Source organism: Aureimonas ureilytica DSM 18598 = NBRC 106430 (genome assembly GCF_000382705.1).
Taxonomy (GTDB): Bacteria; Pseudomonadota; Alphaproteobacteria; order Rhizobiales; family Rhizobiaceae; genus Aureimonas; species Aureimonas ureilytica.
The window spans coordinates 558,665-574,307 of record NZ_ARQE01000002.1; the positions used below are offsets into that span (position 1 = coordinate 558,665).

The following is a 15,643-nucleotide window of genomic DNA, read 5'->3' on the forward strand; positions in this document are numbered from 1 at the left end:
GATGGGAGAACTGGCTTGAACGTCCAATTCGACTTCGGCGCCGTACTGGAGCGCTGGCCGGAGCTTGCCTGGGGTACGCTCGGCACATTGTGGCTCGCGCTCTGCGGCATGATCCTGGCCATGGTGATCGGCGTTGCGGGCGTGGCCGTGCGCCGCTCGAATTCGCGGATCGGCTCGGCGCTGGTGATCGCCTTCGTGGAACTGGTGCGCAACACGCCGTTCCTGGTGCAGATCTTCTTCATCTTCTTCGCCCTGCCTCTGGCCGGCGTGCGCCTCGACCCGACCACGACCGCGATCCTGGCGCTCGGCCTCAACGGCGGCGCCTATGCGATCGAGATCATCCGCGGCGGCGTCGAGAGCATCCCCAAGGGGCAGAGCGAGGCGGGATTCGCGCTCGGCCTGTCGCGCGCCGACATCTTCCGCCTCATCATCCTGAAGCCGGCGCTGCGCGCGATCTTTCCCTCGCTCGCCAGCCAGTTCGTGCTGCTCACGCTGATGACCTCGATCGCGACCTCGATCTCGGCCTTCGAGCTCACAAGCGTCGCGCAGCGCATCGACGGCGACACGTTCCGCTCCTTCGAGGTCTATTTCACCATCACGGGCATCTATCTCGCCCTGTCCTGGCTGCTGATGACGGCGCTCGCCGCCGTCGCGCGCCTGTCCTTCAACTACCCGACGAAGTGAGGGCCTGCCTGTGGGAACGAGCACCGTCGGCTTTCCTGAAATTCTCTTCCTCCTGCGCGGCCTCGGCTGGACGCTGATCCTGACCGGCTTCGGCTTCGTCGGCGGCATCCTGTTCGGCCTCGTGGTGGCGCTGGCCCGCGTGTCGAAGAACCGGCTTTTCCGCTGGCCCGCCAAGGCCTGGATCGTGGTGTTCCAGGGAACGCCGCTCCTGATGCAGCTTTTCGTGGTCTTCTTCGGCCTGCCGCTCTTCGGCCTCAACGTCGATCCGTGGCTGGCGGTCGCCGTCGCCCTCACCGCCCATGCCTCGGCGTTTCTGGGCGAAATCTGGCGCGGTGCGATCGAGGCGGTGCCGCTCGGCCAGAGCGAGGCGGCCCACGCGCTCGGCCTGAAATATCCGAGCCTGATGCGCGACATCATCATGCCGCAGGCCTTCCGCCTGTCGCTGCCCGCGACCATCGGCTTCCTGGTCCAGCTCCTGAAGGGCACCTCGCTCGCCGCCATCGTCGGCTTCATCGAACTGTCCCGCGCCGGGCAGATCGTCTCCAACCAGACCTTCCAGCCGCTTCTGGTCTTCGGGATCGTCGGCGTCCTGTATTTCCTGATGTGCTGGCCCCTGTCGCTCTGGGGCAGCCGGATGGAACGCCGCCTCGCGCAGGCGGTCCGCTGAAGGGTCCACCCTTCGCCAGAAGTCGAAGATACCAAAGAGGAGGAATAGAATGACGACGACACTGACCCGCACGCTCGGCCTCGGCCTTGCCGCCATCGCCCTGGTCGCGGCCGCCCTGCCCGCCGGCGCCATGACGCTGGACGAGGCCAAGGCCGCCGGCAAGGTGCGCATCGGCATTCAGGCGGACAACTGCCCCTGGGGCTGCCTCTCGACGACGGGCGAGGCGCAAGGCTTCGACGCCACCGTCGGGCGCGCCTTCGCGAAAAGCCTCGGCCTCGAGGCCGAATTCGTGCCGCTCGCCGTCGCCAACCGCATTCCGGCGCTGACCGCCAACCGCGTGGACATGCTGATCGCCTCCGTCGGCATCACGGCCGAGCGCGCCAAGTCCGTGCAGTTCAGCCATCCTTACGCCGCCAACACGCTCTACGTGACGGCCGCCAAGACGACCGCCCTGCCCGATCTCGCCGCCCTCGCGGGTGTCAGCGTCGGCGTGCCGCGCTCGGCGCCGATGGACACGATCCTCACCAAGGACGCGCCGAAGGCCGACATCCGCCGCTTCGACGACGACGCCGCCAATATCCAGGCGCTGCTCTCGGGCCAGGTGCAGGCGCTCGGCTCCAACCAGTTCTACATCCAGCGGCTGGAGAAGGCGTCGCCCGGCACCTACGAGAACAAGTTCCCGATCGGCCAGCTCTACCAGGGCGTGGCGACGCGGCTCGGCGAGAGCGACTGGAACACGGCGCTCAACGACTTCCTGAAGAGCTATATCGGCACCGAGGGCTACAAGACCTCCTATGCCGAGTGGCTTCAGGTCCCCACGAGCGACCTGCCGGCCTCGATCGACGGCGTCAGCTTCACCGTCAGCCAGTAAGGAAACCCTCGTGCGGGCGCCCGGACGGGCGCTCGCGCGGGCACGGGAGGAACCGATGACCGGCAGCAGCGACGACATCCTGATCCGCATGGAGAACGTGGAGAAGTACTACGGCTCCTTCCACGCCCTGAAGAACGTGAACCTTTCGGTCCTGCGCGGCGAGAAGATCGTCCTGTGCGGGCCCTCGGGTTCGGGCAAATCGACCCTCATCCGCTGCATCAACCATCTGGAGCCGATCAAGTCGGGCCGGATCGTGGTGGACGGCACCGAGCTCAGCGACGGGCAGAAGTCGATCGACATCGTGCGCCGCGAGGTCGGCATGGTGTTCCAGCAGTTCAACCTCTTCCCGCACATGACGGTTCTGGAGAACTGCATGCTGGCGCCGATGCGCGTGCGCGGCGCCAAGCGCGAGGAGGCCGAGGCGACCGCGCGGCGCTTCCTGGAGCGCGTTCGCATCGGCAACCAGGCCGAGAAGTATCCCGCGCAGCTTTCGGGCGGCCAGCAGCAGCGCGTGGCCATCGCCCGGGCGCTGTGCATGGAGCCGATCGCCATGCTCTTCGACGAGCCGACCTCCGCGCTCGACCCCGAGATGGTCAAGGAAGTGCTCGACACGATGGTGGGCCTCGCCCGCGACGGCATGACCATGATCTGCGTGACGCACGAGATGGGCTTCGCCCGTCAGGTCGCCGACCGCGTCATCTTCATGGCCGACGGCGAGATCATCGAGGAGAACACGCCGGAAGCCTTCTTCCAGGCCCCGCGCCACGAGCGGGCTCGCGCCTTCCTCGGCGAAATCCTGCATTAAGGCGTGCCACGATGATCACCGGCCATACGAGACTGATCGCTCATCTCGGCTACCCGACGGCGACCTTCAAGGCGCCGATGATCTACAACCCGTGGTTCGAGGCGCGCGGCATCGATGCCGTCGTGGTGCCGATGGGGTGCAAGGCGGAGAACTACCCGACCTTCGTCCGCTCGCTCTTCCGGCTCTCGAACATCCACGGCGCGCTCGTCACCATGCCGCACAAGATCACGACCCTCGGCATCGCCGACCGCGTGTCCGTAACGGCGCGGATCGCGGGGTCGGCGAACGCCCTGCGCCTCGTGGAGGACGGTGCCATCGAGGCCGACATGTTCGACGGCGAGGGCTTCGTGCGCGGCGTCCGGGCGAAGGGCGTGGAGCTTGAAGGCCGCTCGGCTCTGGTCGTCGGCTCGGGCGGTGTCGGCTCGGCGATCGCGGCTTCGCTCGCCAAGAGCGGCGTCGCGCGCCTGAACGTTTACGACGTGAACGAGGCGTCCGCGCGCGCGCTCGGCCAGCGGCTGCGCGGCGCCTACGAGACGCTCGCCGTCGAGACGGGCGGCAACGATCCCGCCGGCTTCGATCTCGTCGTCAACGCCTCGCCGCTCGGCATGAAGGACGGCGATCCCTTGCCGATGGACGTTTCGCGGATCGACCCGTCCACCTTCGTCGGCGAAGTGGTGATGAAGGCCGAGATCACGCCGTTCCTCGCCGCCGTCGCCGAACGGGGCTGCCGCTATCAGATCGGCACGGACATGCTGTTCGAGCAGATCCCGGCCTATCTCGAATTCTTCGGCTTTCCGCGCGCGGAGGTCGACGAACTGCGGCAGGGCGCGGCGATCCGCTACTGACGCGCCCCACTTCCCACGGAGACCTGCGCCATGAAGACCTCGATCGCCACCGTCTCCCTGTCCGGCGACCTGTCGGAGAAGCTCGCCGCCATCTCGGCCGCGGGCTTCGGCGCCGTGGAGATCTTCGAGAACGATTTCCTCGCCTTCGACCAGGGCCCGCGCGACGTCGGGCAGATGGTGCGCGACGCGGGTCTGGAGATCTCGCTCTTCCAGCCCTTCCGCGACTTCGAGGGCCTGCCGGAGCCCCAGCGCGCCCGCGCCTTCGAGCGGGCGCGGCGCAAGTTCGAGACGATGAATGAGCTCGGCACCGACCTGATTCTGATCTGCTCCAACGTCTCGCCGCTGGCGCAGGGCGGCATCGACCGGGCGGCGGAGGACTTGGGCGCGCTCGGCGACATCGCCAGGGAGCACGGCGTTCGCGTCGGCTACGAGGCGCTCGCCTGGGGCCGCTTCGTCAACGACCACCGCGACGCCTGGGAGATCGTGCGCCGCGCCGATCACGCTCAGGTCGGCCTCATCCTCGACAGCTTCCATTCGCTGTCGCGCGGGATCGATTCCGGTTCGATCCGCTCCATCCCGAAGGACAAGATCTTCATCGTCCAGATGGCGGACGCGCCGAAGCTCGACCTCGATCTCCTCTCCTGGAGCCGGCACTACCGCAACATGCCGGGCCAGGGCGAACTGCCCGTCGCCGACTTCATGGCCGCCGTGGAGGCCACGGGCTACGACGGCTACTACTCGCTCGAGATCTTCAACGACCAGTTCCGCGCGGGTTCGGCCCGCCAGACCGCCGTCGATGGCCGCCGCTCGCTGATCTACATGATGGACCGACTGAAGGCGGAAGGGCGCGCGGTCAAGGGCCCGTCCGAACCGAACCCGCTGCCGCCGCCGGCCAGGACCACCGGCCTGTCCTTCGTGGAATTCGCCACCGACAACGCCTCGGCCGTCGCGCTGTCCGAGCTTCTCACGGCGATCGGCTTCCGCCGCGCCGGCCGGCATCGGTCCAAGGATGTCGTGCTCTTCGCGCAAGGGGACCTGCGCGTCGTCGTCAACACGGACACGGAGGGGTTCGCCCATTCCTCCTATATCGTCCACGGCACCAATGTCGCCGCGCTCGGGCTTCGGATGGAGGACGCCGACGCCGCGATGCGCCGAGCCGAAGGGCTGATCGCGACCGCCTTCCCCCAGCCCGTCGGGCCGGGGGAACTGGAGCTTCCCGCGATCCGCGGCTTGGGTGGAAGCCTTCTGTATTTCGTGCCCGAGGACGACGCGCTCGGCCGGCAATGGGAGGTGGACTTCGATCTCGAGCCGGGCTGGAATGCGCATCGGGGCGCAGGGCTGGAGGCGATCGATCACATCGCCCAGACCGTCCGCTTCGAGGACATCCTGTCCTGGACGCTCTTCTACCGCTCGATCTTCGATTTGAGGCCGCTTCCGGCGGTCGAGGTGCCCGATCCCGGCGGCCTCGTCCTGAGCCAGGTTCTCGAGAACCCGGACAGCAGCCTTCGCATCGTCCTCAACGGCTCGCAGTCGAACCGCACCCTGTCCTCGCGCTTCGTGTCGGAGTTCGTCGGGCCGGGCGTCCAGCATATCGCCTTCCGCACCGCCGACCTCTTCGCGACCGTCGCGATGCTGCGCGCGGGCGGCGTCCCGCTCCTGCCGATCCCGCAGAACTATTACGACGATCTCGACGCCAAGTTCGACCTCGCGCCGGATGTGCTGGACGCCATGCGCGCGAACGGCATCCTCTACGACCGGGACGATGCGGGCGAGTATTTCCAGATCTATCTCGCGGCGCTGGACGGCGGCTTCTTCATCGAGATCGTCGAGCGGCGCGGTTATCGCGGCCTCGGCGCGCCGAACGCGCCCATCCGCCTCGCCACGCAGGCCCGATTGAAGCCCGCCGGCATGCCGACGCGCTGACCCTCACGCCGCGTCCAGTAGCGGCGGCGACAGGATTCGGCGCCGTCGCATGGGCGACATCCATAAGAGCGTCCGGGTCTTTCGAGAACGAAGACGGACACCGAGTTCCGCGCGACTCGACATACGGATCGAGCCTTCCGGGATTGGTCGCGGCCGGATGGCTTGATCGCCGGAGTGTTCGCAAGCACGCGTCCGAGCGCGACTTCGGCAAAAGGATGTTTACCAGAATGAAGGGCGCGACGGACGGGGTCTACACCGCTCGCCGGCCGGACGATCCGGTCGACGACTTCTATGAGGATTCCACCTCCTAGGAGAAGCGGCACCGGTAGGACACGAGCGAGGTCGACTGCGGCGTGACGATCGTCGCGACCGGGACGCGAAGCGCACACTCGCTCTACGGCTGGGATGCCGGATCAGTGCAGATTTCGAACAGTCACTCGTGTGCCTGGAATGGATTCGACGTCCCCGCATAATATCGGCGCGAGGGCGGACCTTCAGCAACGAAATCGGTCTCTGCCCCATGCTCGGGCAAACGCCATGCATTCAGCGATGGGCTCGGCAGGAAACCTGATCTCGGATTCCGTTCGACCAACTCTTCTCGAAACAGGCAGCCAATGGAGGACAGAAGAGTCGCAAAACGTGCAAATCTCTGTGCCAATTGTACGCATTGTTTCGTAAGGCGGGCCCGGGAAGCCCTGTATCATATGGTCGGAGTGGCAGGATTTGAACCTGCGACCCCCTCGTCCCGAACGAGGTGCGCTACCAGACTGCGCTACACTCCGTGACCGAGCGGGGATATAGCCAAAGGCCGCTGAGTCGGCAACACCTTTCGTGGCCCTCCTCGAAGGAATTTCGCGCAATCGACATTCGCTCGTCGTCTTCCTGTGAAAGCCACCGATCCTGTTGCCAGAGCGCGTCGGCGCGACTATAGAGGTCCGCGAACTTGCCGTCGGTCTTGGGGCGTAGCCAAGCGGTAAGGCAGCGGTTTTTGGTACCGCCATCCCCTGGTTCGAATCCAGGCGCCCCAGCCATCCTTCAGTTGTCGCGAAAAACCGGTTCGAAACATACCCTTCACGGCATGGGATTTCGCTCGGGTAAGTCCGCGGTAGACCATTTCGGTAGCTCAGCTTCTTCGACCAAGCCGAAGCGGAAGCCGCCTATTTCGAAGCCGCGCGGCTGTGGCAAGCCACGAGGCGTATCGGCGGTACATACCGAAACGAGACCCGAGCGTGGGCTATCGTTCGTCCAGCTTTCGCCCTATGCGGGAACCCGAGGGGCAAGTTGTTGTGCCCTATGGAGGATGACGGATGCTGTTCACGAAGGCCGGACGGGTGTTGGCGTGGCTCCTATTCATCAGCGGTGCCTACCGTTTCGGGATGGGCCTCTACGCCGCCATCACCGACAACCAAGCCTTCGTCGCCCGCTACATCGGGTCCCGCACGTCGGGCGAAGCCATCGACCGGGGAGGAATGCTGTTGGCTGCTGCCATCACTCTGGGCATCCTAACGGACATCAGTCGCTCGCTCCAGCGGTAGCGAGCAGCCGTCGCCCCTAGCGGAGTAGCGTTCTTCCGCTGGGGGCTGCAGACGGTGGGGGACCTTCAGAACAACCCTCCACTGGTTGCCATGCTTCTTTAGGTATCGTTTGTCTGCCGCCATGGGATGCCCGAATGGAAGGAGTCCGGAGCCCAGCGACAGCCCAGTCCGGTAGCCCAAATCAAGACCCGAAGACCCTGCAATCCATTCGCTTCAGGGCGTTGCGAGACCATTGCATCATTGTCTACGCGCCCCAGCCATTCCCCCCTTCCCTGCCCGATCCTTATCGAGACCGGCTCCGGCCAAGATCGACCCGCGCCTTCACAGCTCGTTGCCCGACAGCGTCGCGGCGGCCTGGATCAGGGCGAGATGGGTGAGGCCCTGGGGCATGTTGCCGAGGAAGAGGTGCTCCTTGGGGTCGATCATCTCGCTGTAGATGCCGGAGCCGAGATCGAGACCGTCGACAAGGGCCTTGAAACGCTCTTCGGCTTCCTCGCGATGGCCGAGCAGCGCCAGCGCTTCGCAGATCCAGAAGGAGCAGGCGAGGAAACAGCCCTCGTCGGCTTCGACGCCCGAATAGCGGTAGTGGAACGGGCCGGCGGCCAGTTGGCGATCCAACGCGCGGATCGTCTTTTCCAGCCGGTCCTGCCCGTCGAAGCCGAAGCGCACGGCGAGCGCGAGCGACGCGTCGTAGGCGTCGCTGCCGGGAAAGAAGAGATAGGACTGCCGTTCCTCGCTCCAGCAATGGGCGTCGATCCATTCGGCGATGCGATCGCGCGTGCGCTCCCAGCGCGGCTGGCAGGTCTTCGGCAGATGGCCGCCGGCCGCGAGCTCCGCCGCGCGGGCCATGCCCTGCCAGGCGCTGATCTTCGACATCGTGTAGTGCTCGGCCTCGTTCAGCTCCCAGATGCCGGCGTCCTTCCTGCGCCAGCTATCGGCGCAGATGTCGGCCATGCGGGCGAGCACCTCGCCGCTATGCGGGTCGATGATGTGGCCGGCGGCGACGAAGCGGGCGGCCGTCTCGAAAATATCGCCGAAGACGCCGAGCTGAAGCTGCGCGGCGGCCTGGTTGCCGCGCACCACGGGGCGGCTGTCGCGATAGCCCGGCAGGTCGATCTCGCAGACCGGCTCCACCAGCGAGCCGTTCAGCTCGTAGCAGACATGCGGCCCGTGCTCTTCCAGCCGATGGATCAGCCAGGTGAAGGCCGCCTTCGCTTCCGACTTGGCGCCGATCCGCAGGAAGGCCTTGATCGTGTAGGAGGCGTCGCGCACCCAGGCGTAGCGATAGTCGTAGTTCTTGTGATTGCCGATGCCCTCCGGCAGCGAGGTGGTCGCGGCCGCCGCGATCGCCCCGGTCGGGGAATAGAGCAGGAACTTCAGAGCGAGCGCGCTCCGCATGACCTCCGGCGCGAACTTGCCGTCATAGCCGATCTCCTGCGACCACTCGCGCCATTCCTTGTCGGAGACGTCGATGCGCCGGTCGATCTCCTCCATCGTGGCGACCACGAGCGGCTCGTTCTCGCCCGCAATGATCGCGACGATCTCGCGCTCGCCCCGCTCCACCCGGAACCGCGCCTCGACGCCCTCGTCGCTCTCGCCGGTGATCTCGACACCGTCCGAATGGCGAAACAGGCCGAGGACATCGCCGGCATGGAAGGTCGTGGCGTTGTCGTTGCGCGACAGATAGGGGCAGATCGAATCGGCGCGCGTGCTGAAGCGCAGGGTCACGCGGAACTCGACCGAACCGTCGAGCCCCTCCACCCGCCGGGCCAGTTCGCACCAAGGCAGCCGGCCGCCCGGCCCGGTGTTGAGGGATTCGGTGAGGACCGCCCGCCCGCTCGCCGTGGTGAAGATCGTCTCGTGGACATTGCTGCCCTCGCGATAGCCGCGCTCCACCGAGAAGGGCTCGACCGGGGTGATGGCGAAGGAGCCGCCGACCTCTTCGGCGAGAAGCCGGTCGAACATGGGCGGCGAATCGAGATTGGGAACGCACCACCAGTCGATCGACCCATCGGCGCCCGACAGGGCGACGGATCGCCCGTCGCCGAGGGCGGCATAGGCGCTGAGCGGGAGGTAGCCGAGTTCGGCACGATCGGGGAAGGCCCCCGCGCGGGGATAGGGCTTGAGCATGAAACGCCACTCGACTCGCAAGGGACACGGCCGAAGGAGCCGACGCCGGACAGGACTGATCCTTTCCGAATGTTTTTGCGGCGAACGAGTTTCGCGCGTGCAAATCGGTCGCAGCCTGAGCGCGCCCCGTCGCCGCCCGCGATGCATCCGATCTCTCGAGCCATCGGCAGGGATTGACCGACCATCGGTCCATCGTTCGATCTGCCCGGATTTCGCCGCTTCGTCATATTCAAACTTTTATGCTGCCCGTAGCGTGCAATTCAGCGCCTGCATCGACGGCAACAGGCCAAACTCACCCAACCGATACCCGTGGAGCCCGCCGGCGGTAGGGCCGCCGAAACGGCACGAGGATTGGCGGGGCTCCCCTGAGGCCCTTCGCGAGATGGCGGGATTCGCCCGGCCGCTTTGCTTCTCATTCTCTCGGCGAGCGCCGAGCCACGTACGAGCCCGATCCGGGCGCCGCTACGTCGTCAACAAGAGAACTGCCATGAACGACAGACTGACCAATTGGACGGCCTCCGACGACGCGATGGTGGAGAACGCGATCCGCCGCGGCGCCAACCGCCGCGAGCTTCTGAAGATGATGCTGATGGGAGGCGTGGCGCTCAGCGCCGGCGGCCTCATCCTCGGCCGCGCGAGCGATGCGCTCGCCGCCACGCCCGTGAAGGGCGGCCATCTGAAGGTCGCCGGCTTCTCGGCCTCGACCGCCGACACGCTCGATCCGGCCAAGGCCTCGAACTCCACCGACTACTCGCGCATCTGCGCCCTCTACAACCGCCTCACCTTCATCGACGGCAACAGCCAGACCACGATGGAACTGGCCGACAGCGTGGAGAGCCAGGACGCCAAGGTCTGGACCGTCAAGCTGCGCAAGGATGTGACGTTCCACGACGGGAAAAGCCTGACGGCCAAGGACGTCGTGTTCTCGCTGAAGCGCCATCTCGACCCGGCCGTCGGCTCCAAGGTCAACGCGATCGCCAAGCAGTTCGAGGACGTGAAGGCGGTGGACGATCTGACCGCCGAGATCACGCTGGTGGCGCCCAACGCCGATCTGCCGACGATCCTGGCGCTGCATCATTTCATGATCGTCGCCGACGGCACGAGCGACTTCTCCAAGGGCAACGGCACCGGCGCGTTCGTTCTCAAGGAGTTCCAGCCGGGCGTGCGCTCGATCATGGCGCGCAACGAGACCTACTGGAAGGGCACCGGCCCGAACGTCGACAGCTTCGAGTTCTTCGCGATCTCGGACGAATCCGCCCGCCTCAATGCCGTCCTGTCGGGCGACATCCACATGGGCGCCAATCTCAACCCGCGCTCCCTGCGCATCATCGAGAGCAATCCGGCGGTTACCGGCTTCGTCAGCAAGCTCGGCACCTACACCAACCTGAACATCCGCCTCGACATGGCGCCGGGCGACAAGGCCGGCGTGATCGAGGGCTTCAAGTATCTCGTCAACCGCGAGATCATCCAGAAGTCGGTGCTGCGCGGGCTCGCCGAGATCGCCAACGATCATCCGATCCCGTCCTGGGATCCCTATTTCAACGCCGAGCTGAAGCAACGCGAGTTCGATCCGGAGCGGGCCAAGTCGCTGTTCCAGAAGGCCGGCGTGCTCGGCCAGGAAATCCGCATCGTCGCCTCCGACGCGGCCAGCAGCTCGGTGGACTACGCCGCCGTCCTGCAGCAGGCCAGCGGGCAGATCGGGCAGAAGCTCGTCATCGACCGCGTGCCGTCCGACGGCTTCTGGTCGAACCACTGGCTGAAGGACCCGGTCGGTTTCGGCAATATCAACGCGCGCCCGACGCCGGACATCCTCTTCTCGCTGCTCTACCAGTCGGATGCGGCCTGGAACGAGAGCCGCTTCAAGTCGCCGAAGTTCGACGCCATGCTGATCGAGGCGCGCGGCCTTCTCGATCAGGCCAAGCGCAAGGCGATCTACGGCGACATGCAGGCCATGATCTCCAACGAGGCGGGAACGGTCATTCCGGTGTTCCAGTCCAATCTCGACGGCGTCTCGCAGAAGCTGAAGGGCCTCGTCGCCAATCCGCTCGGCGGCATGATGGGCTACACCGTCGCCGAATACGCCTGGCTGGAAGCCTGAGACCCACAGAACTTCTAGGGGCAGCGCTTGGGCGCGCTGCCTCTTTGAAACAAGCCTTCGAAACTCCACCCTCCTGTTCGCCCGTCTCTCCCGAGCGGTCCCCGAACGGACGGTCCCGACGAAAAGCCGAGGACGCCTGAAGGGCATCCTCGGCTTTTTGCGTTCAGGGCATTCCCCTGTCGAAGGGACTGTAGAGCGCCCGAAGGCGCCAGGGTCACGCGGTCCAGTCCCCTTAGCGATAGCACAGGGCGATCGCTGGAAACGCGGTCACGAGCGCTTGCGTCAGGATCTGAATCCCGATGAACGGCAGCAGGGACCGGAAGATTTCGCCGAGCGATATCTCGGGCGGCGCGACGCTCTTTAAGTGGAAAGCGGCGGGCCAGAAGGGCGGCGCCGGGAACGACACCTGCATGTTCAGGGAGAACAGGACGCCGAACCGGATCGGGTCGTGGCCGAGCGCCCCAACGATCGGCGCGATGAGCGGGATCAACGGCACAAACGCCCCGCCCCCGCGCCGGACATCGTCGGCGGCGCATCCAGCGAGGGGAGAGGTTCACAGCGCCCGGCCGAAAGCCGCCCCGCTTCGCGTGGACATAAAAAAACCGCCTGCGGTAAACCCACGGCGGCATCGGCTGGATCGATCGTTTCGACTGGTCGGAGCGAGAGGATTCGAACCTCCGACCCCCTGAACCCCATTCAGGTGCGCTACCAGGCTGCGCTACGCTCCGACTGATGCTCTCCGTAGAAGATGAGACGTTGGAAAGCAAGCGGTTTCGGCGATTCGTTAGACCAAAGGAGGAATAAGGAGGGAGAACGTGGGGTGAGCGAACGGGGCTGGGAAAAGCCGTCTGCCCCACGCACGACACGGTGGATCGGCTGCAACCGAGCCCACAACGCAAGTCACCCGCGCCAGGGCTGGCCCAGCGCGGCTGACATATCAGGAATCAGAAAAAGGCCGTCCGACGCCGGTCAGCGGACCTGATCGAGCAGGCGCTTCAATTCCAGAAGCTCGAGGATCACGCCGTTGAGGCGCGTCGCGCTGTCGCCCGACAGAGCCGGCGCGCTGCCGCCCACGATCACGTCGCCTTCACGCTCCCGGCGCAGGAGATTCGACAGGCCGCCGCGCGATTTTTCGGTTGTGTAGACAGGCATGGCTTCGTCCGCCGCGTCCTCGATCTCGTCCGATGGATCGCCCGACCCGCCTCCGGCGCGGCCCGACTGAAGCCGGTCCAGCCCGCTGAGGTCGCCGCCGCCGATCGCCATCACGGAGCGAGGGCCGCTTTCCTTGAGAATGCGTTGCACGCCGCGAATGGTGAAGCCGCGGACATAGAGAAGATAGCGGATGCCCTTTAGGAGCTCGACATCGTCGGGCCGATAGTAGCGCCGGCCGCCGCCGCGCTTCATGGGGCGGATCTGCGGAAAGCGCGTTTCCCAGAAGCGCAGGACGTGCTGGGGAAGATCGAGTTCCTCGGCGACTTCGCTGATGGTGCGGAAGGCGTCTGCGCTCTTGTCGGCCATCCGATCCGAGGCCACTTACTCGGCCGCTTTCAGCACCGCCTGCTCGGCGTTCACACGCCGATCATGGGCAGCCAGAATGCGATCCTTCATGACGTTGGACGGCTTGAACACGGCGACGCGACGCGGCGAGATCGGCACTTCCTCGCCGGTCTTGGGGTTGCGGCCCACGCGCTCGTTCTTGGCCCGCACGAGGAACGAGCCGAAGGAGGAGATCTTCACGGCCTCGCCCTTGGCGATGGTCGAGCAGATTTCTTCCAGAACCGACTCCACGAGATAGGCCGACTCGGTGCGCGAGAGACCGATCTTCCGGAACACCGCCTCGGCGAGATCGGCCCGCGTCAACGTCCTGTCTCCCATGCGCTTCCCCTGCTCTAGTCGAAGGCCAAACCCGTTCCTTGCCCCCAAAGCCATTCGGGAACGGTTTGCCATGATGATCGAAAATACCGAAAACCGTAGCGCAATCAAGCCGTCAGCTTACCAGCGGACGACCACCGCGCCCCAGGTGAAGCCGCCGCCCATCGCTTCGAGGAGCACGAGATCGCCCTCCTTGATACGCCCGTCGCGCCGCGCGACGTCGAGCGCGAGCGGAATCGAGGCCGCCGACGTGTTGCCATGCCGGTCCACCGTGACGACGACCTTCTCGGGCGCGATGCCGAGCTTCTTGGCCGAGGCGTCGATGATGCGCCGGTTGGCCTGATGCGGCACGAACCAGTCGATGTCCTCGGCCGAAATTCCGAGCGCGGCGAAGGAATCTTCCACGACGTCGGTGATCATGCCGACCGCGTGCTTGAAGACTTCGCGCCCCTCCATGCGAAGCTGGCCGACCGTTCCGGTCGAGGACGGGCCGCCGTCGACATAGAGCTTCTCGAAATGGTTGCCGTCCGAGCGCAGCTTGGCCGTCAGCAGGCCGCGTCCCGCTTCGTCGGCTTCCTCGCGGCGCTCCAGAACCACCGCCGCCGCGCCGTCGCCGAACAGGACGCAGGTCGTGCGGTCGGTCCAGTCGAGAATGCGGCTGAAGGTTTCCGCGCCGATCACCAGCGCACGGCGGGCGAGCCCCGAGCGCAGATGCAGATCGGCCGTGGTCAGCGCGTAGACGAAGCCGCTGCACACGGCCTGCATGTCGAATGCGTAGCCGGCCGTGATGCCAAGGCGGCGCTGGATCTGCACGGCGGAGGCGGGAAACGTGTTGTCGGGCGTCGCCGTCGCGACGATGATGAGGTCGATATCGCCCGGCTGAAGCCCGGCCGCCTCCAGCGCCTGTCGCGCCGCCGCCTCGCCGAGCGAGACCGTGGTCTCCCCCTCGCCCGCGATATAGCGCTGCTTGATGCCGGTGCGCTGCTGAATCCACTCGTCGCTGGTTTCCACCTTCGCTTCGAGTTCGCTGTTGGGAACGAGGCGCTTGGGCAGGGCCGAGCCGGTGCCCAGGACGACGGAGCGGAGGACGGTCATTGAAGCGCTTCCTTGGATTGGGAGGCTTCGAGGGCCCCTTGCTCGGCCGCCGTGGCGACCTGGGTGTAGACATCGCCGAGATCGGCCTCGATCTTGGCGAGAAGGCCGTTGGCGGCCATGGCATAGGCGACGTCGATCGCCGCCGCCGTTCCTTCGGCGTCCGAGCTGCCATGGCTCTTGATGACGACGCCGTTGAGGCCGAGAAACACGCCGCCATTGACCTTGTTGGGGTCCATCTTGTCGCGCAGCCGGTCGAAGGCGCTCTTGGCGAAGAGATAGCCGATCTTGGCCATCCAGGTGCGCGTCATGGCGGCGCGCAGATAGGAGGCGATCTGCTTGGCCGTGCCTTCCGCCGTCTTCAGCGCGATATTGCCGGTGAAGCCTTCGGTGACGACGACGTCCACCGTGCCCTTGCCGAGATCGGTGCCTTCCACGAAGCCGCGATAGTCGAGCCCCGCGATCGGGGTTTCCTTGAGGAGACGGGCGGCCTCCTTGACCTCGTCCTGCCCCTTCACCTCCTCCACGCCGATATTGAGAAGGCCGACGGTCGGCCGCTCGATATGGAAGAGCGCGCGCGCCATGGCGGCGCCCATCACGGAGAAGTCGATGAGCTGCTGCGAATCGGCGCCGATCGTGGCACCGACATCGAGAACGATGCTTTCGCCCCGGATCGTCGGCCAGATGGCGGCGATGGCCGGGCGCTCGATCTTGGCCATGGTGCGCAGGCAGAACTTCGCCATGGCCATGAGCGCGCCGGTGTTGCCGGCGGAGACCGCGACATCCGCCTCGCCCGTCTTCACCGCCTCGATCGTCTTCCACATGGACGACTTGTTGCGCCCCTGGCGCAGCGCCTGCGATGGCTTGTCGTCCATGCGGATCGACACGTCGCAATGATGGAAGACGGAGCAGTTGGCGAGCTTGGGCAGGCGCGCGAGAACGGGGCGCACCGCGTCCTCCTGGCCGAACAGGATGAAGCGCAGGTCGGGGTGGCGCTCCAGGGCGATCTGCGCGCCCGCCAGAACCACATCGGGTCCATGATCGCCGCCCATGGCATCCAGGGCGAGGGTGATGGAGGCTTTCGAATCCAAGATTGGCTCGCTTTCAGAAATCCGGCCGGA

General features: G+C 66.0%; 14 protein-coding genes and 3 tRNA genes. 9 read left to right on the forward strand and 8 right to left on the reverse strand.

The window, feature by feature from the left end; genetic code table 11:
• Window positions 1-15: 15 nt before the first annotated feature.
• From B146_RS0106460 to B146_RS0106485, 6 genes are read left to right on the forward strand one after another with little or no spacing between them, the layout of a single operon-like run.
• Window positions 16-684 carry an amino acid ABC transporter permease gene (locus B146_RS0106460; protein ID WP_019995607.1) on the forward strand — a complete coding sequence of 223 codons (669 nt, stop codon included), beginning with the start codon at window positions 16-18 and terminating at the stop codon, window positions 682-684.
• A gap of 10 nt (window positions 685-694) precedes the next feature.
• A complete protein-coding gene (locus tag B146_RS0106465; RefSeq protein ID WP_019995608.1) occupies window positions 695-1,351 on the forward strand; it encodes an amino acid ABC transporter permease in 657 nt (218 codons plus the stop codon).
• A gap of 49 nt (window positions 1,352-1,400) precedes the next feature.
• Window positions 1,401-2,222 carry a transporter substrate-binding domain-containing protein gene (locus tag B146_RS0106470; protein ID WP_019995609.1) on the forward strand — a complete coding sequence of 274 codons (822 nt, stop codon included), beginning with the start codon at window positions 1,401-1,403 and terminating at the stop codon, window positions 2,220-2,222.
• Between the two features lie 55 nt (window positions 2,223-2,277).
• On the forward strand, window positions 2,278-3,027 hold the full coding sequence (locus B146_RS0106475) for an amino acid ABC transporter ATP-binding protein (protein ID WP_019995610.1): 750 nt from the start codon (window positions 2,278-2,280) through the stop codon (window positions 3,025-3,027).
• An 11-nt stretch (window positions 3,028-3,038) separates the two neighbouring features.
• Entirely contained in the window at window positions 3,039-3,872 is an 834-nt protein-coding gene (locus tag B146_RS25265) for a shikimate dehydrogenase family protein (protein WP_019995611.1), read from the forward strand.
• Window positions 3,873-3,902: 30 nt separating this feature from the next.
• Window positions 3,903-5,795 carry a bifunctional sugar phosphate isomerase/epimerase/4-hydroxyphenylpyruvate dioxygenase family protein gene (locus B146_RS0106485; protein WP_019995612.1) on the forward strand — a complete coding sequence of 631 codons (1,893 nt, stop codon included), beginning with the start codon at window positions 3,903-3,905 and terminating at the stop codon, window positions 5,793-5,795.
• A 705-nt stretch (window positions 5,796-6,500) separates the two neighbouring features.
• Here B146_RS0106485 and B146_RS0106495 read toward each other — a convergent pair.
• Window positions 6,501-6,577, reverse strand: a tRNA-Pro gene (locus tag B146_RS0106495).
• A 174-nt stretch (window positions 6,578-6,751) separates the two neighbouring features.
• Between B146_RS0106495 and B146_RS0106500 the strand changes: the two genes are divergently transcribed.
• Window positions 6,752-6,826 (forward strand) — tRNA-Gln (locus B146_RS0106500).
• A 276-nt stretch (window positions 6,827-7,102) separates the two neighbouring features.
• Entirely contained in the window at window positions 7,103-7,330 is a 228-nt protein-coding gene (locus tag B146_RS0106505) for a hypothetical protein (protein ID WP_019995613.1), read from the forward strand.
• A gap of 321 nt (window positions 7,331-7,651) precedes the next feature.
• On the opposite strand, the gene B146_RS0106510 is transcribed toward B146_RS0106505, so the two are convergent.
• Entirely contained in the window at window positions 7,652-9,460 is a 1,809-nt protein-coding gene (locus B146_RS0106510) for a glycoside hydrolase family 15 protein (RefSeq protein ID WP_019995614.1), read from the reverse strand.
• Window positions 9,461-9,947: 487 nt separating this feature from the next.
• Here B146_RS0106510 and B146_RS0106515 point away from each other — a divergent pair, with 487 nt between their 5' ends.
• The gene (locus B146_RS0106515) at window positions 9,948-11,558 is read left to right on the forward strand and encodes an ABC transporter substrate-binding protein (protein ID WP_019995615.1); all 1,611 of its coding nucleotides are present in this window, start codon (window positions 9,948-9,950) and stop codon (window positions 11,556-11,558) included.
• 232 nt (window positions 11,559-11,790) lie between these two features.
• Here the strand turns inward: B146_RS0106515 and B146_RS0106520 are convergent, their stop codons facing one another.
• The 6 genes from B146_RS0106520 to plsX form a co-directional block, all read right to left on the reverse strand.
• Window positions 11,791-12,048, reverse strand: coding sequence for a TRAP transporter large permease subunit (locus B146_RS0106520; RefSeq protein WP_019995616.1), 258 nt, complete (start codon window positions 12,046-12,048; stop codon window positions 11,791-11,793).
• A 161-nt stretch (window positions 12,049-12,209) separates the two neighbouring features.
• Window positions 12,210-12,286, reverse strand: a tRNA-Pro gene (locus tag B146_RS0106525).
• A 241-nt stretch (window positions 12,287-12,527) separates the two neighbouring features.
• Window positions 12,528-13,076 carry a MerR family transcriptional regulator gene (locus B146_RS0106530; RefSeq protein ID WP_040408343.1) on the reverse strand — a complete coding sequence of 183 codons (549 nt, stop codon included), beginning with the start codon at window positions 13,074-13,076 and terminating at the stop codon, window positions 12,528-12,530.
• 15 nt (window positions 13,077-13,091) lie between these two features.
• The gene (locus tag B146_RS0106535; protein WP_026358383.1) at window positions 13,092-13,433 is read right to left on the reverse strand and encodes an integration host factor subunit alpha; all 342 of its coding nucleotides are present in this window, start codon (window positions 13,431-13,433) and stop codon (window positions 13,092-13,094) included.
• A 117-nt stretch (window positions 13,434-13,550) separates the two neighbouring features.
• A complete protein-coding gene (locus B146_RS0106540) occupies window positions 13,551-14,525 on the reverse strand; it encodes a beta-ketoacyl-ACP synthase III (RefSeq protein ID WP_019995619.1) in 975 nt (324 codons plus the stop codon).
• Window positions 14,522-15,574 (reverse strand): phosphate acyltransferase PlsX, encoded by a 1,053-nt coding sequence (plsX, locus tag B146_RS0106545; RefSeq protein ID WP_040408344.1) that lies wholly within the window; start codon window positions 15,572-15,574, stop codon window positions 14,522-14,524. The genes B146_RS0106540 and plsX overlap by 4 nt, the downstream gene beginning before the upstream one ends.
• Between the last annotated feature and the right edge of the window lie 69 nt (window positions 15,575-15,643).

Bases quoted from the DNA above. Each gene is read 5' to 3' on its own strand.
- plsX (WP_040408344.1), bottom strand. From the start codon at position 15,574: ATGGGCGGCGATCATGGACCCGATGTGGTTCTGGCGGGCGCGCAGATC.
- B146_RS25265 (WP_019995611.1), top strand. From the start codon at position 3,039: ATGATCACCGGCCATACGAGACTGATCGCTCATCTCGGCTACCCGACG.
- B146_RS0106515 (WP_019995615.1), top strand. From the start codon at position 9,948: ATGAACGACAGACTGACCAATTGGACGGCCTCCGACGACGCGATGGTG.
- B146_RS0106540 (WP_019995619.1), bottom strand. From the start codon at position 14,525: ATGACCGTCCTCCGCTCCGTCGTCCTGGGCACCGGCTCGGCCCTGCCC.
- B146_RS0106505 (WP_019995613.1), top strand. From the start codon at position 7,103: ATGCTGTTCACGAAGGCCGGACGGGTGTTGGCGTGGCTCCTATTCATC.
- B146_RS0106470 (WP_019995609.1), top strand. From the start codon at position 1,401: ATGACGACGACACTGACCCGCACGCTCGGCCTCGGCCTTGCCGCCATC.
- B146_RS0106535 (WP_026358383.1), bottom strand. From the start codon at position 13,433: ATGGGAGACAGGACGTTGACGCGGGCCGATCTCGCCGAGGCGGTGTTC.
- B146_RS0106475 (WP_019995610.1), top strand. From the start codon at position 2,278: ATGACCGGCAGCAGCGACGACATCCTGATCCGCATGGAGAACGTGGAG.
- B146_RS0106510 (WP_019995614.1), bottom strand. From the start codon at position 9,460: ATGCTCAAGCCCTATCCCCGCGCGGGGGCCTTCCCCGATCGTGCCGAA.
- B146_RS0106530 (WP_040408343.1), bottom strand. From the start codon at position 13,076: ATGGCCGACAAGAGCGCAGACGCCTTCCGCACCATCAGCGAAGTCGCC.
- B146_RS0106485 (WP_019995612.1), top strand. From the start codon at position 3,903: ATGAAGACCTCGATCGCCACCGTCTCCCTGTCCGGCGACCTGTCGGAG.